Annotated in this window: 14 protein-coding genes; 10 read left to right on the plus strand and 4 right to left on the minus strand. The window is 43.2% G+C overall.

Annotated elements, in window-relative coordinates:
* The first annotated feature begins 44 nt into the window (after positions 1–44).
* Positions 45–1,694, plus strand: a complete 1,650-nt coding sequence (locus ACTQ1L_RS08860; protein WP_321111524.1) for a putative manganese-dependent inorganic diphosphatase — start codon at positions 45–47, stop codon at positions 1,692–1,694.
* A gap of 55 nt (positions 1,695–1,749) precedes the next feature.
* Here the strand turns inward: ACTQ1L_RS08860 and ACTQ1L_RS08865 are convergent, their stop codons facing one another.
* Positions 1,750–2,586 (minus strand): AraC family transcriptional regulator, encoded by an 837-nt coding sequence (locus ACTQ1L_RS08865; RefSeq protein WP_321111522.1) that lies wholly within the window; start codon positions 2,584–2,586, stop codon positions 1,750–1,752.
* A gap of 345 nt (positions 2,587–2,931) precedes the next feature.
* Here ACTQ1L_RS08865 and dapF point away from each other — a divergent pair, with 345 nt between their 5' ends.
* The 4 genes from dapF to ACTQ1L_RS08885 all read left to right on the plus strand — a co-directional run bounded on the left by dapF (position 2,932) and on the right by ACTQ1L_RS08885 (position 6,898).
* Positions 2,932–3,789, plus strand: coding sequence for a diaminopimelate epimerase (gene dapF, locus ACTQ1L_RS08870; protein ID WP_321110257.1), 858 nt, complete (start codon positions 2,932–2,934; stop codon positions 3,787–3,789).
* A 67-nt stretch (positions 3,790–3,856) separates the two neighbouring features.
* A complete protein-coding gene (locus tag ACTQ1L_RS08875) occupies positions 3,857–5,329 on the plus strand; it encodes a UDP-N-acetylmuramoyl-L-alanyl-D-glutamate--2,6-diaminopimelate ligase (protein WP_441366657.1) in 1,473 nt (490 codons plus the stop codon).
* A 68-nt stretch (positions 5,330–5,397) separates the two neighbouring features.
* On the plus strand, positions 5,398–6,282 hold the full coding sequence (gene dapA, locus ACTQ1L_RS08880; RefSeq protein WP_441366659.1) for a 4-hydroxy-tetrahydrodipicolinate synthase: 885 nt from the start codon (positions 5,398–5,400) through the stop codon (positions 6,280–6,282).
* A 46-nt stretch (positions 6,283–6,328) separates the two neighbouring features.
* Complete coding sequence (locus ACTQ1L_RS08885) at positions 6,329–6,898, plus strand: flavin reductase family protein (RefSeq protein ID WP_441366660.1); 570 nt, start codon at positions 6,329–6,331, stop codon at positions 6,896–6,898.
* 1 nt (position 6,899) lies between these two features.
* On the opposite strand, the gene ACTQ1L_RS08890 is transcribed toward ACTQ1L_RS08885, so the two are convergent.
* The 3 genes from ACTQ1L_RS08890 to ACTQ1L_RS08900 are packed head-to-tail and all read right to left on the minus strand — an operon-like array spanning position 6,900 to position 9,485.
* Positions 6,900–7,415, minus strand: a complete 516-nt coding sequence (locus ACTQ1L_RS08890; protein WP_321110253.1) for a DUF4364 family protein — start codon at positions 7,413–7,415, stop codon at positions 6,900–6,902.
* An 11-nt stretch (positions 7,416–7,426) separates the two neighbouring features.
* A complete protein-coding gene (locus ACTQ1L_RS08895; protein WP_441366662.1) occupies positions 7,427–8,335 on the minus strand; it encodes a TIGR01212 family radical SAM protein in 909 nt (302 codons plus the stop codon).
* 1 nt (position 8,336) lies between these two features.
* Complete coding sequence (locus ACTQ1L_RS08900; RefSeq protein ID WP_321110251.1) at positions 8,337–9,485, minus strand: NAD(P)-dependent malic enzyme; 1,149 nt, start codon at positions 9,483–9,485, stop codon at positions 8,337–8,339.
* Positions 9,486–9,764: 279 nt separating this feature from the next.
* Here ACTQ1L_RS08900 and rho point away from each other — a divergent pair, with 279 nt between their 5' ends.
* The 5 genes from rho to prfA all read left to right on the plus strand — a co-directional run bounded on the left by rho (position 9,765) and on the right by prfA (position 14,447).
* Complete coding sequence (gene rho, locus ACTQ1L_RS08905) at positions 9,765–11,096, plus strand: transcription termination factor Rho (protein ID WP_441366708.1); 1,332 nt, start codon at positions 9,765–9,767, stop codon at positions 11,094–11,096.
* A 170-nt stretch (positions 11,097–11,266) separates the two neighbouring features.
* Positions 11,267–11,467, plus strand: a complete 201-nt coding sequence (rpmE, locus tag ACTQ1L_RS08910; protein WP_015516145.1) for a 50S ribosomal protein L31 — start codon at positions 11,267–11,269, stop codon at positions 11,465–11,467.
* Positions 11,468–11,537: 70 nt separating this feature from the next.
* On the plus strand, positions 11,538–12,506 hold the full coding sequence (locus tag ACTQ1L_RS08915; protein ID WP_441366665.1) for a DUF1385 domain-containing protein: 969 nt from the start codon (positions 11,538–11,540) through the stop codon (positions 12,504–12,506).
* Positions 12,507–12,526: 20 nt separating this feature from the next.
* Positions 12,527–13,378, plus strand: a complete 852-nt coding sequence (prmC, locus tag ACTQ1L_RS08920; protein WP_441366667.1) for a peptide chain release factor N(5)-glutamine methyltransferase — start codon at positions 12,527–12,529, stop codon at positions 13,376–13,378.
* On the plus strand, positions 13,371–14,447 hold the full coding sequence (gene prfA, locus ACTQ1L_RS08925) for a peptide chain release factor 1 (protein ID WP_117482024.1): 1,077 nt from the start codon (positions 13,371–13,373) through the stop codon (positions 14,445–14,447). Before prmC ends, prfA begins: the two co-directional genes overlap by 8 nt.
* The last annotated feature ends 90 nt before the right edge of the window (positions 14,448–14,537 follow it).

Here is a 14,537-nt window from a genome sequence, read left to right on the forward strand (position 1 = left end):
AAAGCAAAACGGTTGTAAAGATATAACATAGAGAGGAATAGTACATGGCAAAAAAGATTGTAAGAGTTGTGGGACATAAAAATCCTGACACGGATTCTATCTGTGCGGCAATAGCATATGCAAACCTGAAATCACAGACAGATGATACAATGGAATACATACCGATGCGAGCCGGAAGTGTCAGTGCGGAGACAGCGTTTGTGCTGGATTATTTCAAAGCAGATATACCTGCACTTTTGAAGGATGTGGGAACACAGATAAAGGATATACACATCAGAAGGACTGAGGGTGTCAGCAGCAATCTATCCATGAAAAAAGCATGGGAGATGATGAAGATACTCAATGTTGTTACTCTTCCGGTTGTCAATAAGAGGGGTAAGCTCGAGGGACTTATTGTGACAAGTGATATCGCAAAGTCATATATGGATGTGTACGACAGCACCATTCTGGCGGAGGCGCGGACCCAGTACAGGAATATTATAGAGACACTTGATGGAAAGATAGTGGCTGGTAATGAGCATGGCTACTTCATAAAGGGTAAGGTCGTAGTGGGAGCAGGTACACCTGATACATTAAAGAGTGATGTGGCAGAGGATGATTTGGTCATCATCTCAGACCGCGAGGAGTCGCAGCTTATCTGTATAGAGGCCAACTGCAGTTGTATTATTGTGACAAACGGCTTCGATATATCAAAAGAGGTCATAAATGCCGCAAATGCCAAGGATGTGGTGGTGATAAGCACACCGTATGATATTTTTACGGCGGCACGTCTTATAAATCAGAGTATGCCGATAAAGTCATTTATGACAAAGGAAAATCTCATTTATTTTGATTTGGATGATTATGTGGATGATGTGCGTGATACTGTTTCAAAAATCAGACACAGGGATTTCCCGATACTCGACGAAAACCAGAATTATGTTGGCATGTTCTCCCGCAGAAATTTGATGAATGCAAGGAAAAAGCAGGTGATACTTGTGGATCACAATGAGACATCACAGGCAGTTGCCAATATTGATGAGGCTGAGATCCTTGAGATAATTGATCATCATCGAATTGGTTCTCTTGAGACAATCGGACCTGTATATTTCAGAAACCAGCCGCTTGGCTGCACCGGAACCATAATCTATCAGATGTATATGGAAAAGGGGGTGGAGGTTACTCCACAGATGGCAGGACTTATGTGTGCGGCAATACTATCTGACACACTTGTATTCCGTTCACCTACATGTACTCCTGTTGACAAATCCACTGCGCTTATTCTTGCAGAGATTGCGCAGATAGATGTGGATGAGTTTGCACAGAAAATGTTCGAGGCCGGCAGTAACTTTGCAAATAAGACAGAGGATGAAATATTAAATCAGGATTTTAAAATATTTCATTCAGGATATTATACCTTTGGAGTATCGCAGATTTCTGCTCTTTCAAGGAATGAGCTGGATAAGGTACAGGCGAGAGTGGTGCCTCTGCTTGACAAGATGCAGGTGGAAAAACAGCTTGATATGCTCTTCGTTATGCTTACTGATATACTTAATGAGTCTACATATCTCATCTACAGTGGAGCAGAGGCCGCGTCAATAGCAGCTTCGGCATATAATCAGCCACAGAGTAAGGATGGAATTATGCTCAAGGGTGTGGTATCGCGCAAGAAGCAGCTCATACCTGAGCTTATAAATGTGATTAACGAGAGATAATATCTAAAGAAGAAAGAATAAAAAGCTTCCGGTTTTGTACCGAGAAGCTATTTATTTATGTATGTGTAGGTGTAGAATGGAATTGCTTGCGGTATGCACGGATAAATGAGGAATAGCTTCCGAAACCACAGGCATCGCAGGCGGCTGACACACTGCTTCCGTCGCGAATCATATCGCGGGCGAGCAGCAGACGCTTTGTCGTGATATATGAACCTATGGTGCAGCCTGTTTCTTCCTTGAAGGTGTGCATCAGGTGATACCTGCTCACATAGAATTTATCTGCCAGTTCATCAATGCTTATATGGTTTGTTAAATTCTTATTTAAGAAATCTAAAATCTCTACAATTTTTTTATTTGAGGAAAATGTGTTAATATACTCGATACCGCCATGCAGGGTTATACGATTGAGCTGTATCAGAAACTCTAGAAACAGGAGCTTCTGGTACAGCTCATTTGCGTATTCATTAGTTTCTTTGAGTGTAGAGTCTAGTCCCTTGATTGTGTCAGCCAGACGGCTGCCTTTGGTCGCAGCGAGTCTTAGTACATGTGACTGGTTAGCATAGGCCTGTTTGAAACAGCATGCCAGGTCATAGCCCTTGCCCACATAATCGTCAACAAGCTGCTGGGAAACGTATATAATGATTCTCTCATAAATTGAATCATCATTTAATATTGGCTTATGTACCTCGCCGGCATTGACAAGCACGATATCATTTTCTTTAAGGTCATAGCTGCGGCCCTCAATGCAGTAGGATACATTGCCACGCAGATGAATCAGAATTTTGTGGAAATCATGATAGTGAAAATCTATATTCAGCTTGTGTTCATCTTTTAGATGGAATATTTTAAAGGACTCCGTCAGGTAGCCTGTTTTTGCGTAATTTGAATCCATACTATGCTCCTTTGATAATAAGATGTTACTATAAGCATAATCTATAACAGCACAAAACGCAATATAAAACGCACAAAATGCTATAGAAAAACAAGAAAGTGCGCTGTATAATATAATTAAAGTAACTATTCGGAACCACAGAGAACAAGAAAAGCTGATGCGTCATGCTCGCATGTAAGCAGCAGATTTTCTTGTTCTCAAGGTGGCTCGAATAGAGCGCCCCACACATATGAGCAAAATTAGCTGCGTAGCAGTGACAAAGCACGAGTATCGTGCGGTTTTGCGAATGTGCGTGGGATGGTTCTGAATAGTTACCAATATAAAACCAATAACGAGGTGACCACTATGAAATTTACAAAAATGCATGGCTGTGGAAATGATTATGTATATGTAAACCTGTTTGAAGAGAAATTAGATGACCCGGCAAGGGTGTCAATATATGTCAGTGACAGGCATTTTGGAATAGGCTCAGACGGACTAATCACAATAGGTCCGTCAGACAAGGCTGATTTTAGAATGAGAATATATAATGCAGATGGTTCGGAGGCAGAGATGTGCGGAAACGGCATACGCTGCGTGGCAAAATATGTGTATGACCACAAGCTTACTGACAAGACCGAGATATCGGTTGAGACAGGAGCCGGCATCAAGTACCTTACACTATATGTGGAGGAAGGAAAAGTATCGCAGGTGCGCGTGGATATGGGCGAGCCTATTCTGACACCGGGGGATATCCCGGTGGTGAAAGCAGACGGAAGTGCTTATGATGATGACTACAGGGTGATAGATGAGCCGATTTCTGTGGGCGAAAGAGAATGGCATATGACCTGTGTTTCAATGGGAAACCCTCATGCAGTAGTGTTTGTCGATGATGTGGCAGGTTTTGAGCTTGAGAAATATGGTCCTCTTTTTGAGAATCATAAGATGTTTCCAAAACGCACCAATACAGAGTTTGTAGAGATATTATCAAGGAATGAAGCAAAAATGAGAGTATGGGAGAGGGGAAGTGCCGAGACCTGGGCTTGCGGTACAGGAACCTGTGCAACAGTCATGGCATGCATACTCAACAAAAAGACTGACAATAAGGTGCTTGTGCATTTAAGGGGCGGAGATCTGACTATCGAGTATATACCTGAAACCAATCATGTGTTTATGACTGGCCCTGCTACAGAGGTTTTCTCAGGAGAAATTGATATCAGATAGAATAGAAACAAAATCAACAGAAAATATAATACCAAAATATAATAAAATAAAAATGGGAGAAAATAAAATGAAGCTTGAAAAATTACTTGAAAGAATGGATTATAAAGTATTAGCAGGAAGCACAGATATAGAGATTTCCACACTAGTGTATGACTCGCGCAAGGTGGAGAAGGCTTCTGTATTTGTGTGTATATCGGGAGCAGTGTCAGATGCGCATGATTTCATCCCTGATGTGGTGAAAAAAGGTGCAGCGGCAGTGGTTGTCGAAAAAGATGTGACTCCTATCGACGGAGTGACATATATTAAGGTAGATAATACAAGGCTTGCACTTGCATGCATGTCAGCAGCTTATTTTGATTATCCGGCAGAGAAGATAAAGACTATCGGTATTACAGGTACAAAGGGTAAGACCACTACCACATATATGGTAAAGTCAATTCTTGAGTCAGCCGGCATAAAGACAGGACTTATCGGTACAATAGAGTCTATATGTGGTGACAAGAAAATTCCGTCAGCAAATACCACACCTGAGTCCTACAGGGTTCAGGAGCTGTTTAAGGAGATGGTGGATGAAGGCCTTGATGCGGTCGTTATGGAAGTATCATCACAGGCACTCATGCTTCACAGAGTATCAGGCTTTACCTTTGATATCGGCGTATTTACAAACCTTGAGCCTGACCACATTGGAGAGCATGAACACAAGGATTTTGCAGACTACATGCATTGCAAGAGCCTTTTGTTCAGACAGTGCAGGCTTGGTATCTTTAACGGAGATGATGAGCACTTAGAGGGCATTATGAAGGGACACACATGCCAGGTGGAGACTTACGGTTACAAGTCCACAAACAATCTGGTAGCAGAAAACGTTGAGCTTAAAAAGGAGCATGGAGCACTCGGCGTGAAATATCATGTATCAGGCCTTCTGGATTTTGATGTGGAGGTCAATGTGCCGGGCAAATTCTCAGTATACAATTCACTCACTGCCATTGCTATCTGCCATCATTTCAATGTGGATAAAAAGGCAATCGAGGAGGCTCTTCATCATGTGAGTGTAAAGGGCAGAATAGAGATTGTTCCTGTTACAAAGAGATATACTCTTATGATTGATTATGCACACAATGCCATGGCGCTTGAAAGCCTCCTTACCACTCTTAAGGAGTATGATCCGGGCAGACTTGTATGCCTGTTTGGATGTGGCGGAAACAGGGCAAAGTCACGCCGTTATGAGATGGGAGAGGTGTCATCGAGACTTGCAGACCTTACTGTTGTCACATCCGATAATCCAAGAGATGAGGAGCCTATGGATATCATTAATGATATTTTACAGGGGGTACACAAGGCAGATGGAGAGTATGTGACAATTCCTGACCGTAAGGAGGCTATCAGATACTGCATGGAGAATGCCAAGGATGGTGATATCATAGTGCTTGCAGGAAAGGGCCATGAGGATTATCAGGAGATAAAGGGTGTGAAGCATCACATGGATGAGAGAGAATTAATTGCTGATATAATAAAAGAGAACCCTGACATCAGACTTTAATATTTTAGTATAGGTTAAATAGTTTAGTATAAAATAGTTCAGTAAAATAGTGTATTTGGGAGGTATATATGTCTCTGTTTAAGGGCGCCGGAGTAGCGCTAATTACTCCTTTCAATGAGGATAACAGTGTAAACTATGAAATGCTTAGGATGCTGGTGAAAAGACAGATAGACGGTGGCACTGATGCAATTATCGTGTGTGGCACGACTGGTGAGCCTGCTACAATGACAGAGGAAGAAAAGCTTTCGGTAATAAAATGTGTGGTAGACGAGACAGCCGGGCAGATTCCTGTAATAGCGGGAACAGGTGCCAACTGCACACAAAATGTGATAGATTTTTCACAGAAGGCTGAAAAGCTTGGTGTAGACGGTCTGCTTGTTGTCACACCTTACTACAATAAAGCCACACAGAATGGTCTTTATGCGCACTATGCAGCGATAGCAGGGGCGGTTGGGCTTCCAATCATTATGTACAACGTACCATCGCGCACAGGCTGCAATATACTTCCACAGACTGCGGCAAGGCTTGGCAGGGATTTTGAAAATATAGTAGGAATCAAGGAAGCAAGTGGCAATATATCGCAGGTTGCAAAGCTAAAGAAACAGGCAGGAGATGACCTCGATATTTATTCAGGAAACGATGACCAGGTCATTCCAATACTCTCACTCGGTGGAATCGGTGTGATATCAGTGCTGTCTAATGTAATGCCGGCTGCAGTGCATGACATGGTGATGGAATATCTGAATGGAAATATTAAATCAGCACTTGATATCCAGCTTAAATACCTGGATTTAATAGAGGCGCTGTTTTGTGAGGTGAATCCGATTCCTGTAAAGGCAGCTATGAAGCTTTTGGGATATAATGTGGGAGGACTTCGTCTGCCACTCACGGAGCTTGAGGATGCAAACCGGGCAAGGCTTAAAGAAAACTTGGAAAAACTAAAGGAAAATTAGTGAATACAGAAGTATATTAAAGAAAAATTAAAGGATAAATTAACATATGGGAAAACAAAACTGGAAGCCGGGCAATATGCTAAACCCGGTGCCGGCTGTGATGGTGAGTGTAACTGACAAGGCCGGAAATAACAATATAATAACAGTGGCATGGGCGGGAACGGTGTGCACTAATCCGCCTATGCTTTCAATATCTGTAAGACCGGAGCGCTTTTCTTATAACATGATTAAAGAAACCGGAGAGTTTGTGGTGAATCTGACCACAGATGAGCTGCTTAGAGCCTGCGACTACTGCGGAGTGAAGAGCGGCAGGGATGTGGACAAATTTAAAGAACTGCATCTGACACCGCTTGCGATGCAGCATGTGTCAGCAGTCGGAATATCACAAAGCCCGGTAAATATTGAGTGCAGGGTAAGAAAGTGTGAGGAGCTTGGCAGCCATACAATGTTTATAGCAGACGTCGTCGGCGTGACGGTGGATGATAAATACATGGACGAGACAGGAAAGTTTCATATCAATGATACCGGTCTTGTGATGTACTCACACGGAGAGTATTTCGGCTTCGGAGATAAGCTGGGCAGCTTCGGCTACTCTGTAAGAAAAAACAGAAAGTAATTTATCGAAGCAGCATATCCATGAGGTATGCATACACATCCTCATTCTGATTCTTCCAGTTGCTGCATATGGCCTCAGCCTGCTCCTTTGTGCTGACTGAGAGAGTCAGATCGATGATAGTGGTGCTCTCCGAGCGCACCTGACAGCGTACAGCATACTTGTGGTCGGTTGTCCTGTAATAGTCTGCAAGAATGGAATTTTCCTGCCTGAACTCGAGCTTGTTGTCGGTAAAGAAGCTCTTTACATCAGACTCGATACCGTCTGTAATCTTGTCCTTGAAGAAACCGAGCGTCTCTTTTCCGGCAGCAGTCAGAGTATACTGTGTATTGGAATGAGTAGACTCAAAATTAATTAAATCAGCATTTACTAAATCACCGATGACCTCCTGTACACGGAAGTAGTCGGTGTATTCTTTTTCCAAAAAGAAATTGGAAATCTGTGTGTTTGACAGCGGAAAGCCCGCTTTGTCGAGCATGTATAAAATTGTCAGCTTATATATGGTAAATGGCTCAGCCATGATTTTCTCCTTTAAAACAAGTTTAATCGTCCCTGATATGTGTCTCGCACTTCAAATCTTTTATTGATTGTGTTTAGAACCCGTTTTTTATCAGTGCTCCAAAGAGGGGCAATAAGTAAAGAACGTGGTCCGTCACCGGTCATACGGTGTATAACCATATCCTTTGGAAGTCTTTCTATACAGTCTACCACAAAATCACAGTAATCATCCAGCGTAAAAAGCTTAAATGGCTGTTGAATATACATATCAGCCAGTGGTGTGCCCTTTAGTACATGCAACAGCTGGAGCTTAACTCCGAAAATACCGCTTTTGGCAACAAAATCAACGGATTCAAGCATCATGCCGCGTGTCTCATTTGGAAACCCCAGTATGAGATGTGCAATGACCTTTATTCCCCGGCGTCTAAGCTCATCCGTCACGGATATGAAATCCTCAACACATGTATGGGTATTCATGGCATCAAGAGTAGACCGGTGGATGGTCTGAAGACCCAGCTCTATCCAGACAGGCTTTATGCTGTTTAATTCTGAGAGCAGATCATAAATTTCAGCAGAAAAACAGTCAGTTCTTGTGCCGATGGACAGCACAGCGACAGATGGATCTTCTATAGCCTCATAAAATATGCGCCGCAAGTAATCTATCGGCGCATATGTGTTGGTAAAAGCCTGAAAATATGCGATATAATGCTCACAGCTGCTCTTTGTGGCTACTTTTTCCTTAGCGGCAGAAAGCTGCTCCTTTATTGAAAGGCTGCGGTCTGCCGCAAAATCACCGGAGCCACCGGCGCTGCAGTACAGGCAACCCCGTGAAGAAAGTGAGCCATCCCGGTTTGGGCAGGTCATACCTCCATCTAAAGAGAGCTTGTAGAGCTTTTCGCCGAATGTATCGCGGCAGTATCTGTTGAGTGAGTAGTATCTCATGCTAAATATGTGACTTTACAGCTTCACTGACAACAGCAGCAACACGAGGGTCAAATGCCTCAGGCATAATAAAATCATCATTTAATTCTTCGTCCGAAACAAGACCGGCCAGTGCCTCTGCGGCAGCAAGCTTCATTTCCTCAGTAATCTGTGTAGCGCGTCCTTCAAGTGCACCCTTGAAGATTCCTGGGAAAGCAACAACGTTGTTTATCTGGTTAGGAAAATCACTTCTTCCGGTGCCGACCACTCTGGCACCTGCAGCCTTTGCCACATCAGGCATAATCTCAGGAACAGGATTTGCCATGGCAAAAAGGATAGCATCCTTATTCATAGAAGCAACCATCTCTGCTGTGACGATATTTGGAGCAGAAACACCAACAAATATGTCAGCACCCTTTAAAGCGTCTGCAAGAGTACCTTGTGCATTTTCAAGGTTTGTAACCTCTGTCATTTTCTGCTGCATCCAGTTGAGGTTTGGATAGTCCTTTCCTATGATACCTAAACGGTCACACATGGTCACATGTGTAAAGCCGTATGTCAGAAGAAGCTTAGTGATGGCAACACCTGCTGAGCCTGCACCGTTTACAACAACCTTGCAGTCCTCTTTCTTTTTGCCGGTCAGGCGCAGAGAATTGATAATACCTGCGAGCACGACGATTGCAGTTCCATGCTGGTCATCGTGGAATACAGGGATATCGAGCATCTCTTTAAGTCTTTCCTCAATCTCAAAGCAGCGAGGAGCAGAGATGTCCTCTAAGTTTATTCCGCCAAAGCCCGGTGCGATATTTTTGACTGCAGCAATAATCTCCTCAGTGTCCTGAGTGTCGAGACAGATAGGAACGGCATTTACGTTGCCAAACTCCTTGAAAAGAACGCATTTGCCCTCCATGACAGGCATGGCAGCGTAAGGTCCGATATTTCCAAGACCGAGCACAGCACTTCCGTCTGATACTACGGCAACTGTATTTGCCTTCCAGGTGTATTTGTATGCAGCCTCCTTATCCTCGGCTATGACCTTACATGGCTCAGCAACACCCGGGGTGTATGCAATTGCAAGATCCTCCCTTGAATTAACCTTTGATTTGGCTATAGTTTCAAGTTTTCCGTTCCACTCTTCGTGGCATTTCAGTGCTTTTTCTTTATTATCCATGGTAATTCTCCCTCTAATAATTCTTTTGAATAATCATAACATTGCAGGTGATTTAAATCAAGTAACTATGCAGATAACCGATTATAAAAAAATATGATAAAAAATAAGAAATCGCTTTATATTTTTAAAGAAATGATGTATAATCAATAATTAATGATTCAAAAGTCAATTCAGGCGTTATTTCCCAATAGTTACACAGATATATTTGTTAAATAATATTGTTTAGACGAATTGAATAAATACTGTTATCAAATTTAAGGAGAAGACGAAATGGAACAGATGAGAGAAAAATATGAAAGTTTGTCGGCATTTGTGCTTAAGGATCTGGCGAAGGCAAGAGGAATTAAGGGCGTTTCATCACTGAAAAAGGGACAGATTATTGAAAGAATGCTCGAGGAGGATGCAAAAGAGGCTGAGGAGGCTGAGAAAAACGGTACAGTCGAGGAGCGCGCCAACTCTTTTAAAGATGATTATGCAGCACTCGACAGTGGAGAAGAGGCAGAAGGCATACTTGAGGTAATGCCGGAGGGCTTTGGATTTATCCGCTGTGATAATTATATGCCGGGAGATCATGATATCTATGTGGCACCTGCGCAGATACGTCGCTTCAATTTAAAGACAGGTGATATCGTAAAGGGTAATATGAAGGTGAAGTCTGAGCGTGAGAAATTCCAGGCTCTTTTATACCTGACCACTGTCAACGGATATACACCGGATGTAGCACAGAAGCGTACAAGCTTTGAGGATCTTGTGCCTATATTCCCGAATGAGAGACTGCGTCTTGAGAGACCCGGAGCAAGTGTTGCGATGAGGGTTGTAGATCTCATCTCTCCAATAGGAAAGGGACAGCGAGGCATGATCGTTTCACAGCCTAAGGCCGGAAAGACCACATTACTTAAAGAGGTTGCAAAGTCTGTCACTGTAAACAATCCTGAGATGCATCTTATTATTCTCCTTATTGATGAGAGACCGGAGGAGGTTACAGATATCAAGGAGGCTATAGAGGGGGACAATGTCGAGGTAATCTACTCTACATTTGATGAACTTCCTGAGCATCACAAGAGAGTGTCAGAGATGGTAATAGAGAGAGCAAAGCGCCTTGTAGAGCATGGTAATGATGTCATGATACTCCTTGACAGCATAACAAGGCTTGCAAGAGCTTACAATGTGACAGTTCCACCATCAGGTCGTACACTTTCAGGAGGACTTGATCCTGTAGCGCTTCATATGCCAAAGAGATTTTTCGGAGCAGCACGTAATATGAGAAACGGCGGCAGTCTGACAATACTTGCAACAGCTCTTGTTGATACTGGAAGCAAGATGGATGATGTAGTATTTGAGGAGTTCAAGGGAACAGGAAACATGGAGCTTGTGCTCGACAGAAAGCTTTCTGAGAAGAGAATCTTCCCAGCCATAGATATAGTAAAATCAGGAACAAGACGTGAGGATCTGCTTCTTGATGAGGATGAGCAGGCAGCAGTTGACAATATGCGTAAGGCATTCAACAGCATGCGTTCTGATGAGGCTGTTGAGAACGTACTCAACATGTTCGCACACACAAAGAGCAACAAGGAATTTGTCAATCTGGTAAAGAAAAACAGAATTTTATAAAAATGTCTTGCAATTGACAGATTCATGTGCTACAATAACTAAGCTGTTTATCGGGATGTAAACGGACGCAACGTGTCGCTCTTGCAGCAAGTATCATATGCGGATCGGGCATACGGGTATAAAGAGTGAAGCTATAGAAATACGATAAGAATATAAAAGAGGTGAAAATCATGAGAGAAGGAATCCATCCAGATTATTATCAGGCAACTGTTACATGCAACTGTGGTAACACATTCGTTACAGGATCTACAAAGCCGGAGATCCACGTGGAGATTTGCTCAAAGTGCCATCCATTCTATACAGGTCAGCAGAAAGCTAACCAGGCTCGTGGACGTATTGAGCAGTTCAATAAGAAATATGGTATGAAATAGAATCATATAGTTACTTGAAAGGTTGAGGTTGCAATATACCTCAACCTTTTTTGGAATATAGAGAGGTTTTATGAAGTATTCAGGTATTGGCGGTCAGGCTGTCATGGAGGGCGTAATGATGCAGAACAAGGACACATACGCCGTAGCCGTGAGGAAGCCTGACCATGAAATAGATGTCAAGGTGTCAAAGCGTAAGAATTCAAAGGCACTTGATGCAGTTAGAAAGATTCCTGTTTTAAGAGGTGTGGTGAGCTTTGTCGATTCGCTTTATCTGGGCATGAGCACACTGATGTATTCAGCGTCTTTTTTCGAGGACGATGAAAGCGCATCTGCTTCAAATAAAAAGGACAAAGAAGAGGCTCTCACAGAGGAGCAAAAGGCTAAAAAAGCTGCCAAAGAAAAGAAACAGGAGAATGCCATGCTTGGCGGTACAGTGGTACTGTCAATTGTTATAGCACTCGCACTGTTTTTTGCACTGCCGTATTTCCTTTCAGGACTTTTTAAAAAGATGATAAGTTCACAGATGCTCATAGCGTTCATAGAGGGTGTTATCAGACTGGCAATATTTCTGGGGTATATAGCAATTATATCGCTGACCCCTGATATTAAGCGTACATTTATGTATCACGGCTCTGAGCATAAATGCATCAACTGCATAGAGCACGGACTGCCGCTTACCGTGGAAAACGTGAGAAAAAGCTCAAAGCATCACAAGCGCTGCGGTACAAGCTTTCTGCTTATAGTAATGCTCATAAGCATACTGTTTTTCATGTTTATACGTGTGGATTCAAAACCGCTGCAGCTTTTACTGAGACTTGTGCTTATTCCGGTAATAGCAGGTGTATCTTATGAGTTTATCAGGCTTGCGGGCAGATATGACAACCCGGTTGTCAACCTGCTCAGTGTCCCGGGGCTTTTAATGCAGAGAATGACCACAAAGGAGCCGGATGATGAAATGATAGAGGTTGGCATCGCATCGGTTGAGGCCGTGTTTGACTGGAAGAAATGGCAGGAGGAAAACAATGTGTGTGCACATTGACCGCCGGATAGAAGGTATATATGACATATAGAGAAGCAATTTTACTTGGGGAAAGCATATTACAAAAAGCAAAGATAGTTGATGCAAAAAACGATGCATGGCTGCTTTTAGCCATGGCATGCAGGATAGATCACACATATTACTATGTGCATATGGATGAGGAAATGTCGCAGGAGCAGATAAGGGAATATCAAGCATTGCTGAGTAAGCGCGCTGAGCGTATTCCGCTTCAGTACATAGTCGGAGAGCAGGAGTTTATGGGACTCAAATTCCGTGTGAACAGCAATGTGCTCATACCGCGTCAGGATACAGAGACTCTTGTAGAGGAGGCACTCAAGGTGATAGAGCCGGGTATGAGAGTGCTTGATATGTGTACAGGAAGCGGCTGCATAATTATAAGCATCTTAAAGAACACGACTAATGTGGACGGTGCAGCCTGTGATATCTCAAAGCAGGCGCTCAATGTGGCAAAGGAAAACGCAAGACTTAACGGCGTGTTTGTTGATTTTGAGAGAAGCGATCTGTTTGAGCATGTTGATGAGATGTATGATGTGATAGTATCTAATCCACCATATATAAGAAGTGATGAGATACCGCATCTGATGCCGGAGGTGTCGGTATTTGAGCCGCATGAGGCTCTTGACGGCTCTGAGGATGGACTTTTATTTTACAGGCGTATCATAAAGGATTGCAGGGCAAATCTAAAGCCACAGGGCAGGCTGCTTTTTGAGATAGGCTGTGACCAGGGCAGACAGGTGTCGCAGATGATGCAGTTTGCGGGATTCAGCGATGTGCAAGTGATAAAGGACCTGGCGGGAAATGACAGGGTAGTATCGGGAGTGTTTGACAGCAAGGAGGAAAAACATGTTTGATAAGTTAGAAGATCTTATACACCATTATGAAGAGCTGATGAATCTGCTCAGCGAGCCGGATGTGGCAAATGATGCAAACAGATTTAAAAAGCTTATGAAGGAGCAGAGTGACCTTGCTCCTATAGTTGAGACATATAAGAAATATAAAGAGTGCAAGCAGAATATCGAGGATTCACTGGCTATTTTGGATGAGGAATCAGATGAAGAGATGAGAGAGCTCGCAAAGGAAGAGCTTAAGGATTCAAAGGAGCAGGTGGAGGAGCTTGAGAAGGAGCTTAAAATACTTCTTCTGCCAAAGGACCCTAACGATGACAAGAACGTCATCGTAGAAATCCGTGCCGGTGCAGGCGGAGAGGAAGCAGCACTTTTTGCAGCGGAAATCTACCGTATGTATGTGCACTACGCAGAGAACAGAGGCTGGAAGGTGGAGACACTTGATGCCGATGAGACAGGAATCGGTGGCATGAAGTCTGTCGAGTTCATGGTAAAGGGCTCAGGTGCATACTCTATCCTAAAGTATGAGTCGGGAGTACACCGTGTGCAGCGAGTGCCTGAGACAGAGTCGCAGGGACGTATCCAGACATCCACATGCTCAGTTGCAGTGATGCCTGAGGCAGAGGACGTGGATGTCAAGATTGATGACAAGGATATCCGAATCGACGTAATGCGTGCTTCCGGAAACGGTGGACAGTGTGTCAACACAACAGATTCAGCAGTCCGACTGACACATTATCCAACAGGTATTGTCATCTACAGCCAGACTGAGAAGTCACAGATACAGAACAAGGAAAAGGCTTTTGCACTTCTTCGTACAAAGCTCTATGACATGGAGCTTCAGAAGAAGCAGGATGCAGAGGCGGAGGAGAGACGAAGCCAAATCGGTACAGGAGACCGTGCTGAGAAGATTCGTACCTACAACTTCCCACAGGGACGTGTGACAGATCACAGAATCAATCTGACACTCTATAAGCTTGACAAGATTCTTAACGGAGATATCCAGGAGATAATTGATGCCTGTATCGCAGCCGACCAGGCGAAGAAGTTAAGCAACATGGAGCATGATGCATAAATATTTGGTATAAAAGAGTCTGAGAAAATCAGGCTCTTTTTTTTTATAAACTAATATGATATAATCTTGAATAAATATTTATACAGAAAT

Source organism: Agathobacter sp. LCP21S3_B2, assembly GCF_052118705.1.
GTDB lineage: Bacteria > Bacillota > Clostridia > Lachnospirales > Lachnospiraceae > Roseburia.